This window comes from Frigoribacterium sp. CFBP 8751 (genome assembly GCF_014841545.1).
Classification (GTDB): domain Bacteria; phylum Actinomycetota; class Actinomycetes; order Actinomycetales; family Microbacteriaceae; genus Frigoribacterium.
Genome location: NZ_JACYUB010000001.1, coordinates 1,051,024 through 1,063,926, shown reverse-complemented (window position 1 = coordinate 1,063,926; position 12,903 = coordinate 1,051,024). Strand labels below are relative to the sequence as shown.

The following is a 12,903-nucleotide window of genomic DNA, read 5'->3' as shown; positions in this document are numbered from 1 at the left end:
ACTTCGCGGCATCCGGGCGGTCGACGACGCCCGGGTCCCCCGAACACGCCCGTTCTGGTCCGTCGGGTCAGCGGGCGGCGGCATGGACGGCGGTGACGGCCGCGGCCACGCCACCGTCCCAGGGGGCGCCGTGGCCGGGCAGCACCCAGGTGGCACCGGTGTCGAGCAGGGCGTCGAGCGACGCCAGCGCCTGCTCGGGCTCGTCGGTGAACGGAGCCGGTGCGGGCCCGACGTGGCCGGTCGTCACGTGTCGCGTGGTCAGGGCGTCACCCACGAAGACGGCGTCGACGCCCGGGACGAAGACGGCGATGCTGCCCTCGGAGTGTCCGGGCATCGGGATGATCCGGGGTGAGCCCGGCAGGTCGAGCGTCTCGCCGCCGTGCACCTCGACGACCTCGGTGAGCCAGGCGGTCTTCGCCCCGCCCTTGCGCAGGCTGTACCCGGCGAAGCCCAGCAGGGGGCCGAGCTTCACGGGAGGCATGCCGTTCTTCGGCTTCGGTCCGCCCTTCGCCCGCGAGGCGTCGGCCGCGTGGACGTACACGGGCACCCCGTGGTCGCGGCGCAGCCGTTCGGCGAAGCCGACGTGGTCGGAGTCGCCGTGAGTCAGCACGACGCCCTTCACGTCGGAGAGGGTGCGTCCGACCGAGGCGAGTTCGGTGACGAGTTCGGACCAGAGGCCGGGCAGGCCGGCGTCGATCACGGTCACGCCCTCGGGCGTGACGACGAGGTAGGCGGCGACGATGTCGTTGCCGATGCGGTGGAGGGAGGGGGCGAGTTCCATGATGGCTACGGTACTTAGCCATCATGGCTATTGTCAATAGCTATACTCGACGGATGCCCACACCGGACCGCACCTCGCTCGACGCCATCCTCCTCGCCGCCCGCGAGCTGCTCGAGGCCGACGGCCCCGCCGGCCTGACGATGGCCGCCGTCGCGGCACGGGTCGGCGTCCGCGCCCCCTCGCTCTACAAGCGGGTCGAGAACCGGGAGGCGCTGCTGCGGTCGGTCGCGGAGGCCACCCTCACCGACCTGGCCGCGCGGCTCGGGGGGGCGGGGTCGGCCCGCGAGGTGCTCGACGCCTTCCGCGCCTTCGGCCACGAACGCCCGGCTGCGTTCCAACTGGTCATGACGCCCGGGCCCGGCGTCCCCACCGCGCGACGCGAGTTCGGCGCCGCGGCGAGCGCTGCCGCCCTCCGGGTCGGCGAACAGCTCGTCGGGCCGGAGCGAGCCCTCGACGCAGCCCGCACGCTCACGGCGTGGGTGGCGGGCTTCGTCATCATGGAGCTCAACGGAGGCTTCCAGCTGGGCGGCGACGTCGACGAGGCGTGGGACTTCGGGGCCGGGCGCGTCCTGGCGGCCCTCGCCGCGCCTCCTGCGCCCTGAGCCGCCCGACGGACGGGCGGCTTCGTGGCGAACGGGCGTTCACGAACGCCCGGTTCCGCCGAGACCGCCCGGCCTGTCCGCCTTGCGTTCCTGCCTGCCTGCCTGCGCTAGCCGAGCGGTGCGTGCGGGTACGAGGAGGCGCGGTGCTGGAACTCGAGGATCGCCGCGTTCTCGACCCGCCCCTCCGCGATCTCGACGGCGCGGCGGATGGTGTCGGACGCCGCCCACGAGGTCGGCCCCTCCATGACGGTGCGCAGGAAGGGCAGGAGGGCTTCGCTGATCTCCCACGTCGTGGAGTTCCAGAGCAGTGAGGGGCTGTGGTCCACGGCGTAGTAGTTCGTGGTGGCGCCCACGGTGACGAGCGGCTCGGCGAAGGTCGTGGCGCGGGCCCAGTCGAAGCCCATGCCCTCGTCCACCGAGACGTCGACGATGAGGCTGCCGGGGCGGAAGGCGTCGAGGTCGGTCTCGCGGAGGTAGGTGAGCGGGGCGTTCGGGTCCTGGAGGGTGCAGTTGACGACGATGTCGGCGGCGGCGAGGAACGGGGCGAGGGCGACCGGCCCGTCGGGGGTGTTGACGGTGCTGGCGCCGGGTGTCTCGGGGTCGTGTTCGAACTGGAAGATGTCGACCGATGGGATCGGCGAGCCGACGGCGGCGATGTTGCGGTTCGTCAGGACGCGCACGTCGTGGATGCCGTGGGCGTTGAGGGCCGTGACGGCGCCGCGGGCGGTGGCGCCGAAGCCGATGACGACGGCGCTGAGGCGGCGGCCGTAGTCGCCGGTCGAGCCGCAGAGCTGGAGGGCGTGCAGCACCGAGCAGTAGCCGGCGAGTTCGTTGTTCTTGTGGAAGACGTGCAGACCGTAGCCGCCGTCAGACTGCCAGTGGTTCATGGCCTCCCACGCGATGAGGGTGAGCCGTTTGTCGATGGCGAGCTGGGTGATCTCGCGGTCCTGGACGCAGTGCGGCCAGCCCCAGAGGGTCTGACCGTCGCGCAGGCCCTCGAGGTCGGCGGCCTGGGGCTTGGGCAGCAGGACGACGTCGCTGTCCGCGACGATCTGCTCGCGGTCGGCCATCGCGACGAGGGGCTCGAGGTCGGCGTCGGGGATGCCGAAGCGCAGGCCGTAGCCGCGCTCGAGGGTCATGTTCGCGCGCAGATCGGCGTCGATGCGGTCGAGGTGGGCGGGGTGGATCGGCAGGCGCCGCTCGTCGGGCTTGCGCGAGGTGGCCAGGACGCCGAGGCGCAGCAGTGCGGGGGCGCCGGAGGTGGTGCCGGTGGGCGTGAAATCCGTTTGGCTCATGCTTGAGAGTAGATGAGTGGCGCTCGCCCCCGAGCCGGAGGGTCAGTTGTTGAAGCGGAACTCCACCACGTCGCCGTCCTGCATGACGTACTCTTTGCCCTCGATGCGGGCCTTGCCGGCCGAACGCGCCTCGGCGATGGAGCCGGTCTCGACCAGGTCGTCGAACGAGATGACCTCGGCCTTGATGAAGCCCTTCTCGAAGTCGGTGTGGATGACGCCGGCGGCCTGCGGGGCCTTCCAGCCCTTGCCGATCGTCCACGCGCGGGTCTCTTTCGGGCCCGCCGTCAGGTAGGTCTGCAGCCCGAGCGTCTCGAAGCCGATGCGGGCGAGCTGGTCGAGACCGGACTCGTCCTGGCCGAGCGACGCGAGCAGCTCGGCGGCGTCCTCGTCGTCGAGGCCGATCAGCTCGGACTCGACCTGCGCGTCGAGGAAGATCGCCTCGGCCGGCGAGACCAGGGCCTGCAGTTCGGCCTTGCGCGCCTCGTCGGTGAGGACGGCCTCGTCGACGTTGAAGACGTAGATGAAGGGCTTCGCGGTGAGCAACCCGAGTTCGCGGATCGGCTCGAGGTCGATGCTCGTGGCCGAGAGCGCCTCCCCGCGCTCGAGCGCCTCCTTGGCGGCCACGGCCGTCTCGTGCACGATCGGCTCGACGCGCTTCAGCCGCAGCTCTTTCTCGTACCGGACGAGCGCCTTCTCGACCGTCTCGAGGTCGGCGAGGATCAACTCGGTGTTGATCGTGCCCATGTCGCTCTCGGGGTCGACCTTGCCGTCGACGTGCACGACGTCGGGGTCGTCGAAGCCACGCACGACCTCGGCGATGGCGTCGGCCTCGCGGATGTTCGCCAGGAACTTGTTGCCGAGCCCCTCGCCCTCGCTCGCCCCCTTGACGATGCCGGCGATGTCGACGAACGACACCGGTGCGGGCAGGATCTTCTCGCTGCCGAAGAGACCGGCCAACACCTGGAGGCGCGGGTCGGGCAGGTTGACGATGCCCACGTTGGGCTCGATGGTCGCGAACGGATAGTTCGCCGCCAGCACCTGGTTCTTGGTCAGGGCGTTGAACAGGGTGGACTTGCCGACGTTGGGCAGTCCGACGATCGCGATAGTGAGAGCCACGAGGGTCAAGCGTACCGGGCCTGCCGAGCCGTGCCGTCGGCGTCGCGCCGGCTGGGGACGGAACGGCATCCGACCGTGCCTGGGGAGGCGGTGTCGGAGGCGCGTGAGACCATGAGTCAATGCCCATCGACTTCACCGCGATCGACTTCGAGACCGCGAACTCGAGCAGCGCCAGTGCCTGCTCCGTCGGCCTCGTCAAGGTCCGCGACGGGGTCGTCGTCGACAAGGTCGGCTGGTTGATCCAGCCACCGGCCGGGCACGACGAGTTCTCCGAGTGGAACACCCGAATCCACGGCATCGTCGCGAGCGACGTGGTCGGCGCCTTCGGCTGGGCCGAGCAGTTCGAGCTGCTCGCCGACTTCGCCGGCGACGACGTCTTCGTCGCCCACAACGCCGGTTTCGACATGGGCGTCATCAAGGCCGCCTGCGCGGCCACCGGGCTCACCCCTCCCCCGTGGTCGTACCTCTGCAGCCTGCAGGTCGCCCGCAAGACCTACTCGCTCGACTCGTACCGGCTTCCGGTCGCCGCGACGGCCGCCGGGTTCGACGCCTTCTCGCACCACGACGCCCTCGCCGACGCCGAGGCCTGCGCGGCCATCGTCGCCCACGCCGCGCTGTTCCACGGCGCCTCCGACCTCGGCGAGCTCGCGACGATCGCCTCGGTCAAGGTGAAGGTGCTGCAGCCGGCCGGGGCGCCGACGGCGCCCGCCGTGCCCCGGGCCGACCGACGCCCGATGGCCTTCGGCTAGGCGCCTCTCCCACGCCAGCCCGACGCCGTGAGGCGCGTCGGGCATCCCCGACCCCACCGCGTCGACTCCCGGTCGGTGTCGGTGGCCGCTGCCACACTTCCGCCATGCCCCTTCCGCTCGCGCTGTTCCTCGCCCTGCTGCTCGGTCTCGTCCTCGGCGTCGCCGTCGGCGCACTCGTCGCCCGCACCCGCGCGGCCGAGGCGACGGCACGCCTGTCGTCCGACCTCGCCGCTGCCCGCGCCGTGGCCGACGCGTCGCGCGAGCGCCTCGAGGGCCAGGACGACCAGTACCGTCGACAGATCGCGCAGCAAGAAGACCGCCTCCGCGAGTTCCAGGACCGCCTCCGCGACGTCCGCATCGCCGAGGCCGAGAGGGCGCGCACCGACGGCCAGGTGCTCGTCGCGCTCAGCCCGGTGGCCGAGAGCCTGCAGGCCGTCCAGCAGAAGGTGGCCGAACTCGAAGCCGAACGTACCCTCCAATACGGCGCCCTCAGCGAGCAGCTGCGAACCGCCGCCGAATCGGGTGAACGGCTCCGCGGGACGGCCGAGTCGCTCGCCTCCGCGCTGAAGTCGAACAGCACGCGCGGCGTCTGGGGCGAGACCCAGTTGCGCAACGTCGTGCAGGCCGCCGGCCTCGTCGAGCGCGTCGACTTCGACGTGCAGACGTCGATCTCGTCGGACGCCGGCTCCGGCCGGCCCGACATGGTGGTGCACCTCCCCGGTGGCAAGAACATCGCGGTCGACGCCAAGGTGCCGTTCTCCGCCTACCTCGAGGCGAGCGCCATCCCCGCATCCGCCACGGGCGACGAGGGCGCACGACGCGACCAGCTGGTCCGGCAGCACGTCAAGGCACTGCGGGCCCACGTCGACGCCCTGGCGGGCAAGACGTACTGGGCCGGGCTCGAGTCCTCGCCCGAGCTGGTCATCGCGTTCATCCCGAGCGAGTCGCTCGTGTCGTCCGCCCTCGAGGCCGACCCGGCCCTGATGGACTACGCCTTCCAGAAGCGCGTCGCCCTCGCCTCGCCCGTGACCCTCTGGTCCGTGCTCAAGACCGTCGCGTTCAGCTGGCAACAGGACGTCGTCACCGCCGAGGCCAAAGAACTGTTCGACCTCAGCCGCGAGCTCTACGGGCGGCTGTCGACCATGGCCGGTCACGTGGACAAGCTCGGCCGGTCGCTGCGCGCCGGCGTCACCGACTACAACCGGTTCGTCGGTTCGCTCGAGCGAACGGTCCTCCCGTCGGCCCGGCGGCTCAGCATGCTCGACGAGTCCAAGGTCCTCGCGACCCCGACGACCGTCGAGGAGTCACCCCGAGAGCTCACCGCCCCCGAGCTCGCGTCGGCCCTGGGCGAGGGCAGCACCGACCGCGACTGACCCCCGATGCGACGAACGCCCGGCCGAGGCCGGGCGTTCGTCGTGTCGTGAGGTGGCGTGGAGGTCAGGCCTTCTCGCCGTACCACTTCGACACGAGGTGGTCGGCCTCGACCCGGCGGATGGTGCCCGAGTGCGAGCGCAGCACGATGCTCGAGGTCCGGATCATGCCCTGCTTGCGCGTGACGCCCGCGACGAGTGCACCGTCGGTGACACCCGTGGCGACGAAGTACGCGTTGTCGCCCGTGACGAGGTCGTCCTGGTCCAGGACGCGGTCGAGGTCGTGACCCGCGTCGATCGCCTTCTGGCGCTCGGCGTCGTCCTTCGGAGCGAGACGGGCCAGGATCAGGCCGTCGAGGGCCTTCACCGCACAGGCCGTGATGATGCCCTCGGGCGTGCCACCGACGCCGACGCACATGTCGATGCGCGAGTCGGGACGAGCGGCGTTGATGCCGCCGGCCACGTCGCCGTCGAGCAGCAGGCGGGTCGACGCGCCCACGGCCCGGATCTCGGCGATGAGGTCCGCGTGACGGGGACGGTCGAGCACGGCGATCTGCATGTCCTCGACGGCGATGCCCTTGGCCGCCGCCAGGGCGGTGATGTTCTCGCCGATCGGACGGTCGAGGTCGATGATGCCGCGGCCCTCGGGGCCGGTGACGATCTTGTCCATGTAGAAGACGGCGCTGGGGTCGTACATGCTGCCGCGGTCGCTGACGGCGATCACCGAGAGGGCGTTCATGCGTCCCGCCGCGGTGAGGCTGGTGCCGTCGATCGGGTCGACGGCGATGTCGCAGGCCGGCCCGAAGCCGTTGCCGACGTGCTCGCCGTTGAAGAGCATCGGGGCTTCGTCCTTCTCGCCCTCGCCGATCACGACCACGCCGTCGAACGCCACCGTGCCGAGGAACTTGCGCATGGCGTCGACCGCGGCCTTGTCGGCGGCGTTCTTGTCGCCCTTGCCGATGAACGGCGCCGAGCGGATCGCGGCCGCCTCGGTGGCCCGCACCAGTTCCATGCCGAGGTTGCGGTCGGGGTGCGAGTAGAGGGTTCCGGAATCCGTGTCAGCCATGCTCCGGATCTTACCCGCGCCGCGCCTCCCGACCGGGCTCCGGCGACCAGGACGAACAGACGTGCGCTGACTAGGGTGGACGAGCCACCAGTCGTGATCGAAGGAGATTCAATGCCCGTCGCAACCCCCGAGCAGTACGCCGAGATGCTCGACAAGGCGAAGAACAAGGGCTTCGCCTACCCCGCCGTCAACGTCTCGTCGTCGCAGACGATCAACTCGGTGTTGCAGGGTCTCACCGAGGCGGGCAGCGACGGCATCATCCAGGTCACCACCGGCGGCGCCGACTACTTCGCCGGCCACACCGTCAAGAACCGTGCCGCGGGGGCCATCGCCTTCGCCAAGTTCGCGACCGAGGTCGCGAAGAACTACCCGGTGACCGTCGCACTGCACACCGACCACTGCCCGAAGGACGCCCTCGACGGCTTCGTGCTGCCGCTGATCGCCGCCTCCGAAGAAGAGGTCCGGGCCGGACGCAACCCGCTGTTCCAGTCGCACATGTGGGACGGTTCGGCCGTCCCGCTCGACGAGAACATCTCGATCGCGCAGGACGTGCTGAAGCGCACCAAGGCGATCAACGCCATCCTCGAGGTCGAGATCGGCGTCGTCGGCGGCGAAGAAGACGGCGTGCAGCACGAGGGCACCAACGACGCGCTCTACACCACGGTGGGTGACGTCACCCGCGTGGTCGAGGCGCTCGGCCTCGGCGAGCACGGCCGCTACATCGCGGCCCTCACCTTCGGCAACGTGCACGGCGTGTACAAGCCGGGCAACGTCAAGCTCCGTCCCGAACTGCTGGGCGAGATCCAGCAGGGCATCCAAGAGAAGTTCGGCACGGCCGCGAAGCCCCTCGAACTCGTCTTCCACGGTGGCTCGGGGTCGTCCGACGCCGAGATCGCCGAGGCCGTCTCGAACGGCGTCGTCAAGATGAACCTCGATACCGACACGCAGTACGCCTTCAGCCGGTCCATCGCCGACACCGTGCTGAAGAACTACGACGGCTTCCTCAAGGTCGACGGCGAGGTCGGCAACAAGAAGCAGTACGACCCCCGCGCCTGGGGCAAGGTCGCCGAGAGCGCCATGGCCGCCCGCGTCGTCGAGGCGACGAAGCAGCTCGGGTCGTACGGTCAGTCGGCGAGCTGACCCGCGCCTCCTGGTCGCACGACGAAGCCCCCGAGCGAGTGCTCGGGGGCTTCGTCGTCGAGGCGTGCGGCGAGGGTCAGTTCGATCCCGAGAAGTAGTCGTTCGTGAAGCTCTGCATCGCCTCGGCGAAGGCCGGGTCGCCCATCAGGATGGCCGCCGCTCCGAACCCCTGCACGAGACCGAAGACGACACCGGCGACGAGGGGCACGACGAATCCGAGACGCCCCGCGCGCAGCCGCCGGAGGGTCCACCAGGTCGAGACGGTGAACAACGCCACGGCCAGCACGGCCATGACGACACCGAAGGTCTGCAGCGCGGCCGACGAGCCGAACCCCGAGAGGTCGAGCCCGAACGTCTCGAACTGGGCGAGCTGCGTCGTCGCGTAGCCGGGCACGCGGGCGATCGCCTGGACAGCCCCGAAGGCACCCAGCCCGATCAGGGCGAACGTCGCCACCCGGTCGATGCGCCGCCCGGTCGAGAGCGCAGGAGGCGCGGTGCGGGTCTCGTCACCGGGGCGCACGTCGGTCGAGATGGCGGGCCGCGCGTCCTGACCGGCGACCCGCGCCTCCTCGGTGGTGTCGGCCTCGGCCGTGACGGGATTCACCCAGCCCTCGGGCGCGTACTCGCCGTAGCGCGGCTTCGGACGGTCGTCGGTCATCGGGTGCGACCGCCGAGGCCGCGGGCGTCGACCTGGCCCGTCGCGTCTTTGCGCAGCTCTTTGGGCAGCGAGAACATCAGGTCTTCTTCGGCCGTGACGACCTCTTGGACGTCGACGTAGCCGGCGTCGGACAGGTCGGCCAGCACCTCGTCCACGAGGACCTCGGGCACCGACGCGCCGGAGGTGACGCCGACCGTCTCGACACCGTCGAGCCACTCCTGCTTGATCTCGTTCGTGTAGTCCACGCGGTAAGCGGCCTTGGCCCCGTGCTCAAGGGCGACCTCGACGAGACGCACACTGTTCGAGCTGTTCGCCGAGCCGACGACGATGACGAGATCGGCACCCTGGGCGACCTTCTTGATCGCGACCTGGCGGTTCTGCGTGGCGTAGCAGATGTCGTCGCTCGGGGGGTTCTGGATGGTCGGGAAGCGCTCGCGCAGACGACGCACGGTCTCCATCGTCTCGTCGACGCTGAGGGTGGTCTGCGACAGCCAGACGAGGTTGTCGGGATCGGCGACGACGAGGTCGTCGACCTCGGCCGGGTTCTGCACGAGGGTCGTGCGGTCGGCCGCGTGACCCATCGTGCCCTCGACCTCTTCGTGCCCGGCGTGGCCGATCAGGATGATGTGCCGGCCCTGGTTGCCGAAGCGCACGGCCTCGCGGTGGACCTTGGTGACGAGGGGGCAGGTCGCGTCGATGGCCTGCAACTCGCGGTCGGCCGCACCCTTCACGACGGCCGGCGAGACGCCGTGCGCGCTGAAGACGATGTGCGACCCCTGGGGAACCTCGTCGACCTCGTCGACGAAGATCGCACCCTGGCTCTCGAGGGTCGCGACGACGTGGACGTTGTGGACGATCTGCTTGCGGACGTAGACGGGGGCGCCGTAGTGCTCGAGCGCCTTCTCGACCGCGATGACGGCTCGGTCGACGCCGGCGCAGTACCCGCGAGGTGCTGCGAGCAGCACCCGCTTGCGTCCGTTGACGGGGGTATCCTTTAGCCTGTTCCGCACCGCAGGAACACGCGGTGTCGGCAGGTCGATGGCGAGGGCGCCGTTGGAGATGTGGCTCACCCGACGAGTCTAGGTGTGCCGGACTGGTCGCGTACTGGGAGCGGCAGCGCGATCGGTCGATCGCCCCTGGCCGTCGCTCGTCCTGCCGGTGTCGACCACCCCTCGAACGGAGCTCCATGACGATCGTTCCCCCTCCCCCCACCGCCGAGTCCCCGTGGCCCGTCGGGCTCCTCGCGAGCAAGGTGCGCGACTGGATCGACCGCCTCGGCACGGCCTGGGTCGAGGGCGAGATCACCCAGTGGAACGTCTCCGGGGGCAACGTCTACGGCAAGCTCCGCGACCTCGAACAGGACGCCACCGTGTCGTTCTCCATCTGGTCCAGCGTGAAGTCGCGCGTGCCCGCCGACCTCAAGCAGGGTGACCGCGTCATCGCCGCCGTCAAACCGAACTACTGGGTCAAGGGCGGCAGCCTCACGATGCAGGTCTTCGACATGCGCCACGTGGGGATCGGCGACCTCCTCGAACGTCTCGAACGCCTCCGCCGCCAGCTCACGGCCGAGGGGCTCTTCTCCCCCGAACGCAAACGGGCCCTGCCGTTCCTCCCCGGGTGCATCGGCCTCGTCACCGGCAAGGACAGCGACGCCGAGAAGGACGTCCTGCGCAACGCCCAGCTGCGATGGCCCTCGGTCTCGTTCCGGGTGGTGCACGCGGCGGTGCAGGGCGACCGCATGGTCGGCGAGGTCACGGCGGCGATCCAGCGTCTCGACGCCGACGACGAGGTCGACGTCATCATCGTCGCCCGAGGCGGCGGCGACTTCCAGAACCTGCTCGGCTTCAGCGACGAAGGACTCGTCCGCGCCGTCTCGGCCTGCACCACGCCGGTCGTCAGCGCCATCGGGCACGAGGCCGACCGGCCGCTGCTCGACGACGTCGCCGACCTGCGCGCGTCCACGCCCACCGACGCCGCCAAGCGGGTGGTCCCCGACGTGACAGAAGAACTGTCACGCGTCCAACAGGCGCGCACCCGCATCGGCGTGCGACTGACGTCGCTTGTCGCCACCGAGATCGACCGCCTCGAACAGATCCGCAGCCGGCCCGTGCTCGCCTCACCCCAGACCCTCGTCGACGTCCGGGCCGACGAGGTCGTCCGGGCGGTGGCCCGGGGTGAAGAACTCGTCGGGCGGGCCGTCGAGAGGGCGCACACCCGGGTCTCCGAGCTGACGGCACAGCTGCGCGCCCTGTCGCCGCAGGGCACGCTGCGTCGCGGCTACGCGATCGTCCAGCTGCCGTCGGGCAGCGTCTTGCGGTCCCCCGACGAGGCCCCCGCCGAGACGCGGCTCGTCGTGACCACCGACGGAGGCGCGGTGGGCGCCGTCAGCACCGGTGCCTCCTCCCCAGGCTCCGCTGCGGCGAGCGAGTCCTCGCCCGTGGCGTCCGTCACGACCTCGGTCACCACCCCTCGTTAGGATCGTCCCGTGGACACCACCCCGACCAGCACCCCGCCCGACGTCTCCTCGCTCAGCTACGAGCAGGCCCGCGACGAGCTCGTGTCCGTCGTGAACGAACTCGAGCAGGGCGCATCGACCCTCGAACGCTCGCTGGCCCTCTGGGAACGCGGCGAGGCACTCGCCCGGCGCTGCGAGGAATGGCTGATGGGGGCGCGTGAGCGCCTCGAGGCGGCCCGCCGCCAGGTGTCCGCCGAATGACCTCCCCCTCCGACGGCGGCCCCCGGGGCCCGCGACGCCCTCGGGAGCCCCGCGTCGTCGCCGAGCTCGGCCGGCCCGAGACCCCCGACGAGACCGCGGCGCGCAAGGCCGAGAACACGCGCAAGCACTACGCGAACCAGACGGCGATCAACCTGACCCTGTCGATCGTCGCCTCGCTCGGCATCGTGCTCTTCCTCGTTCTCGTCGTGGTCCGCCCGAGCGGCACCGTGAACCGGCAAGAGATCGACTACGTCCAGGTCGCCTCACAGGCCCAGGCGAGCGTCGACGCCCCCCTGGCCGCGCCTCCGCTGCCCGACGGCTGGAGCTCGAACGCCGCCGAGGTCCGGTCCACGACCCGCGACGACGTGCCGACCTGGTACGTGGGGCTGATCACGCCCGCCCAGCAGTTCATCGGCCTCGAACAGGGCATCGACGCCAACCCGACCTGGGTCAGCCTGCAGGTGCAGAACGCGGCGGCGACGTCGACCCGGTCGATCGGCGGTCTCACCTGGGACGTCTACGACCGGCGTGACGCCGACGACCCGGGCAACTACGCCTACGCCCTGACCACGACGGTCGACCGCAGCTCGTACGTGCTGTACGGCACGGCCGACGACGCCGAGTTCGACGTCCTGGCCACCTCACTGGCCGAACAGATCTCCAGCCAAGAAAGCGAATGACGTGACCCGACACGACCCCGCCGACACCCCTTCCGCCTCCAGCTCCCCCTCCGGTTCCGCCTCGACGGACGTTCCGACGACCGACCCCACCGAAGATTCGGCTCCCGGTACCGCGTGGAGCCGCATGGTGGAGGGCAACCACCGATTCGTCGACGGGGCACCGCATCACCCTCACCAGGACAGCGACCGCCGATCGTCCCTCGCCGCCGGACAAGAACCGGTGGCCGCCCTCTTCGGCTGTGCCGACTCGCGACTCGCCGCCGAGATAATCTTCGACGTCGGTCTCGGTGACCTCTTCGTCGTCCGCAACGCCGGCCAGGTGGTCGGCGACACCGTCATCGCCTCGCTCGAATTCGCCGTCTCGGTGCTCCACGTCCCCCTCATCGTGGTCCTCGGCCACGACAGCTGCGGTGCCGTCGCCTCGGCCATCGACTCGATCGGTTCCGACGCCGCCCCCGGGTCGGAGTTCCTGGGTGGGCTGATCGACATGATCATGCCGTCGGTCGAGCGGGCGCAGATCGACCTCGAGAACGGTGCCGACCTCGACCCCCGCACGGTCGGCCAGCTGCACATCGAGGCGTCCGTCCGCACGCTCGTCGACCGGTCCGCCCTCATCGCGTCCGCCGTCGCGGACGGTAAGTTGGCCGTGGTCGGCGCGAACTACGACCTCGCCAACGGGCGGGTCGACCCTTCGGTCGTCGTCGGCCGACTCTGAACCGAGTCGGGGCGA

Annotated in this window: 14 protein-coding genes; 8 read left to right on the top strand and 6 right to left on the bottom strand. The window is 70.6% G+C overall.

The features are described from left to right. Positions 1 to 67: 67 nt before the first annotated feature. On the bottom strand, positions 68 to 781 hold the full coding sequence (locus IFT88_RS05125) for an MBL fold metallo-hydrolase (RefSeq protein WP_192119204.1): 714 nt from the start codon (positions 779 to 781) through the stop codon (positions 68 to 70). 53 nt (positions 782 to 834) lie between these two features. On the opposite strand from IFT88_RS05125, the gene IFT88_RS05120 reads away from it, so the two are divergent. Next, entirely contained in the window at positions 835 to 1,383 is a 549-nt protein-coding gene (locus tag IFT88_RS05120; RefSeq protein WP_192119202.1) for a TetR/AcrR family transcriptional regulator, read from the top strand. 107 nt (positions 1,384 to 1,490) lie between these two features. On the opposite strand, the gene IFT88_RS05115 is transcribed toward IFT88_RS05120, so the two are convergent. After that, the gene (locus tag IFT88_RS05115) at positions 1,491 to 2,678 is read right to left on the bottom strand and encodes a N(5)-(carboxyethyl)ornithine synthase (RefSeq protein ID WP_192119200.1); all 1,188 of its coding nucleotides are present in this window, start codon (positions 2,676 to 2,678) and stop codon (positions 1,491 to 1,493) included. Between the two features lie 42 nt (positions 2,679 to 2,720). Further along, on the bottom strand, positions 2,721 to 3,794 hold the full coding sequence (ychF, locus tag IFT88_RS05110) for a redox-regulated ATPase YchF (RefSeq protein ID WP_043597911.1): 1,074 nt from the start codon (positions 3,792 to 3,794) through the stop codon (positions 2,721 to 2,723). Positions 3,795 to 3,913: 119 nt separating this feature from the next. Between ychF and IFT88_RS05105 the strand changes: the two genes are divergently transcribed. Next, positions 3,914 to 4,543 carry an exonuclease domain-containing protein gene (locus tag IFT88_RS05105; RefSeq protein ID WP_137847371.1) on the top strand — a complete coding sequence of 210 codons (630 nt, stop codon included), beginning with the start codon at positions 3,914 to 3,916 and terminating at the stop codon, positions 4,541 to 4,543. A gap of 104 nt (positions 4,544 to 4,647) precedes the next feature. Continuing rightward, positions 4,648 to 5,916 (top strand): DNA recombination protein RmuC, encoded by a 1,269-nt coding sequence (locus IFT88_RS05100; RefSeq protein ID WP_056229187.1) that lies wholly within the window; start codon positions 4,648 to 4,650, stop codon positions 5,914 to 5,916. A 64-nt stretch (positions 5,917 to 5,980) separates the two neighbouring features. On the opposite strand, the gene glpX is transcribed toward IFT88_RS05100, so the two are convergent. Then, positions 5,981 to 6,979 (bottom strand): class II fructose-bisphosphatase, encoded by a 999-nt coding sequence (gene glpX / locus IFT88_RS05095; protein WP_043597850.1) that lies wholly within the window; start codon positions 6,977 to 6,979, stop codon positions 5,981 to 5,983. 111 nt (positions 6,980 to 7,090) lie between these two features. On the opposite strand from glpX, the gene fbaA reads away from it, so the two are divergent. Then, positions 7,091 to 8,119, top strand: a complete 1,029-nt coding sequence (fbaA, locus tag IFT88_RS05090; protein WP_043597847.1) for a class II fructose-bisphosphate aldolase — start codon at positions 7,091 to 7,093, stop codon at positions 8,117 to 8,119. A gap of 76 nt (positions 8,120 to 8,195) precedes the next feature. Here the strand turns inward: fbaA and IFT88_RS05085 are convergent, their stop codons facing one another. Both IFT88_RS05085 and IFT88_RS05080 read right to left on the bottom strand, forming a co-directional pair. Further along, on the bottom strand, positions 8,196 to 8,777 hold the full coding sequence (locus IFT88_RS05085; RefSeq protein ID WP_192119198.1) for a DUF6264 family protein: 582 nt from the start codon (positions 8,775 to 8,777) through the stop codon (positions 8,196 to 8,198). Then, a complete protein-coding gene (locus IFT88_RS05080) occupies positions 8,774 to 9,847 on the bottom strand; it encodes a 4-hydroxy-3-methylbut-2-enyl diphosphate reductase (RefSeq protein WP_082060238.1) in 1,074 nt (357 codons plus the stop codon). The genes IFT88_RS05085 and IFT88_RS05080 overlap by 4 nt, the downstream gene beginning before the upstream one ends. Before the next feature lie 116 nt (positions 9,848 to 9,963). Here IFT88_RS05080 and xseA point away from each other — a divergent pair, with 116 nt between their 5' ends. The 4 genes from xseA (at position 9,964) to IFT88_RS05060 (ending at position 12,888) form a co-directional block, all read left to right on the top strand. Next, positions 9,964 to 11,253 carry an exodeoxyribonuclease VII large subunit gene (gene xseA / locus IFT88_RS05075; protein WP_056229182.1) on the top strand — a complete coding sequence of 430 codons (1,290 nt, stop codon included), beginning with the start codon at positions 9,964 to 9,966 and terminating at the stop codon, positions 11,251 to 11,253. Positions 11,254 to 11,262: 9 nt separating this feature from the next. Continuing rightward, a complete protein-coding gene (locus IFT88_RS05070) occupies positions 11,263 to 11,493 on the top strand; it encodes an exodeoxyribonuclease VII small subunit (RefSeq protein WP_043597840.1) in 231 nt (76 codons plus the stop codon). Continuing rightward, positions 11,490 to 12,173, top strand: a complete 684-nt coding sequence (locus IFT88_RS05065; RefSeq protein WP_043597837.1) for a DUF4245 domain-containing protein — start codon at positions 11,490 to 11,492, stop codon at positions 12,171 to 12,173. Before IFT88_RS05070 ends, IFT88_RS05065 begins: the two co-directional genes overlap by 4 nt. A 124-nt stretch (positions 12,174 to 12,297) precedes the next feature. Then, complete coding sequence (locus IFT88_RS05060) at positions 12,298 to 12,888, top strand: carbonic anhydrase (RefSeq protein WP_056229177.1); 591 nt, start codon at positions 12,298 to 12,300, stop codon at positions 12,886 to 12,888. Positions 12,889 to 12,903 lie beyond the last annotated feature (15 nt).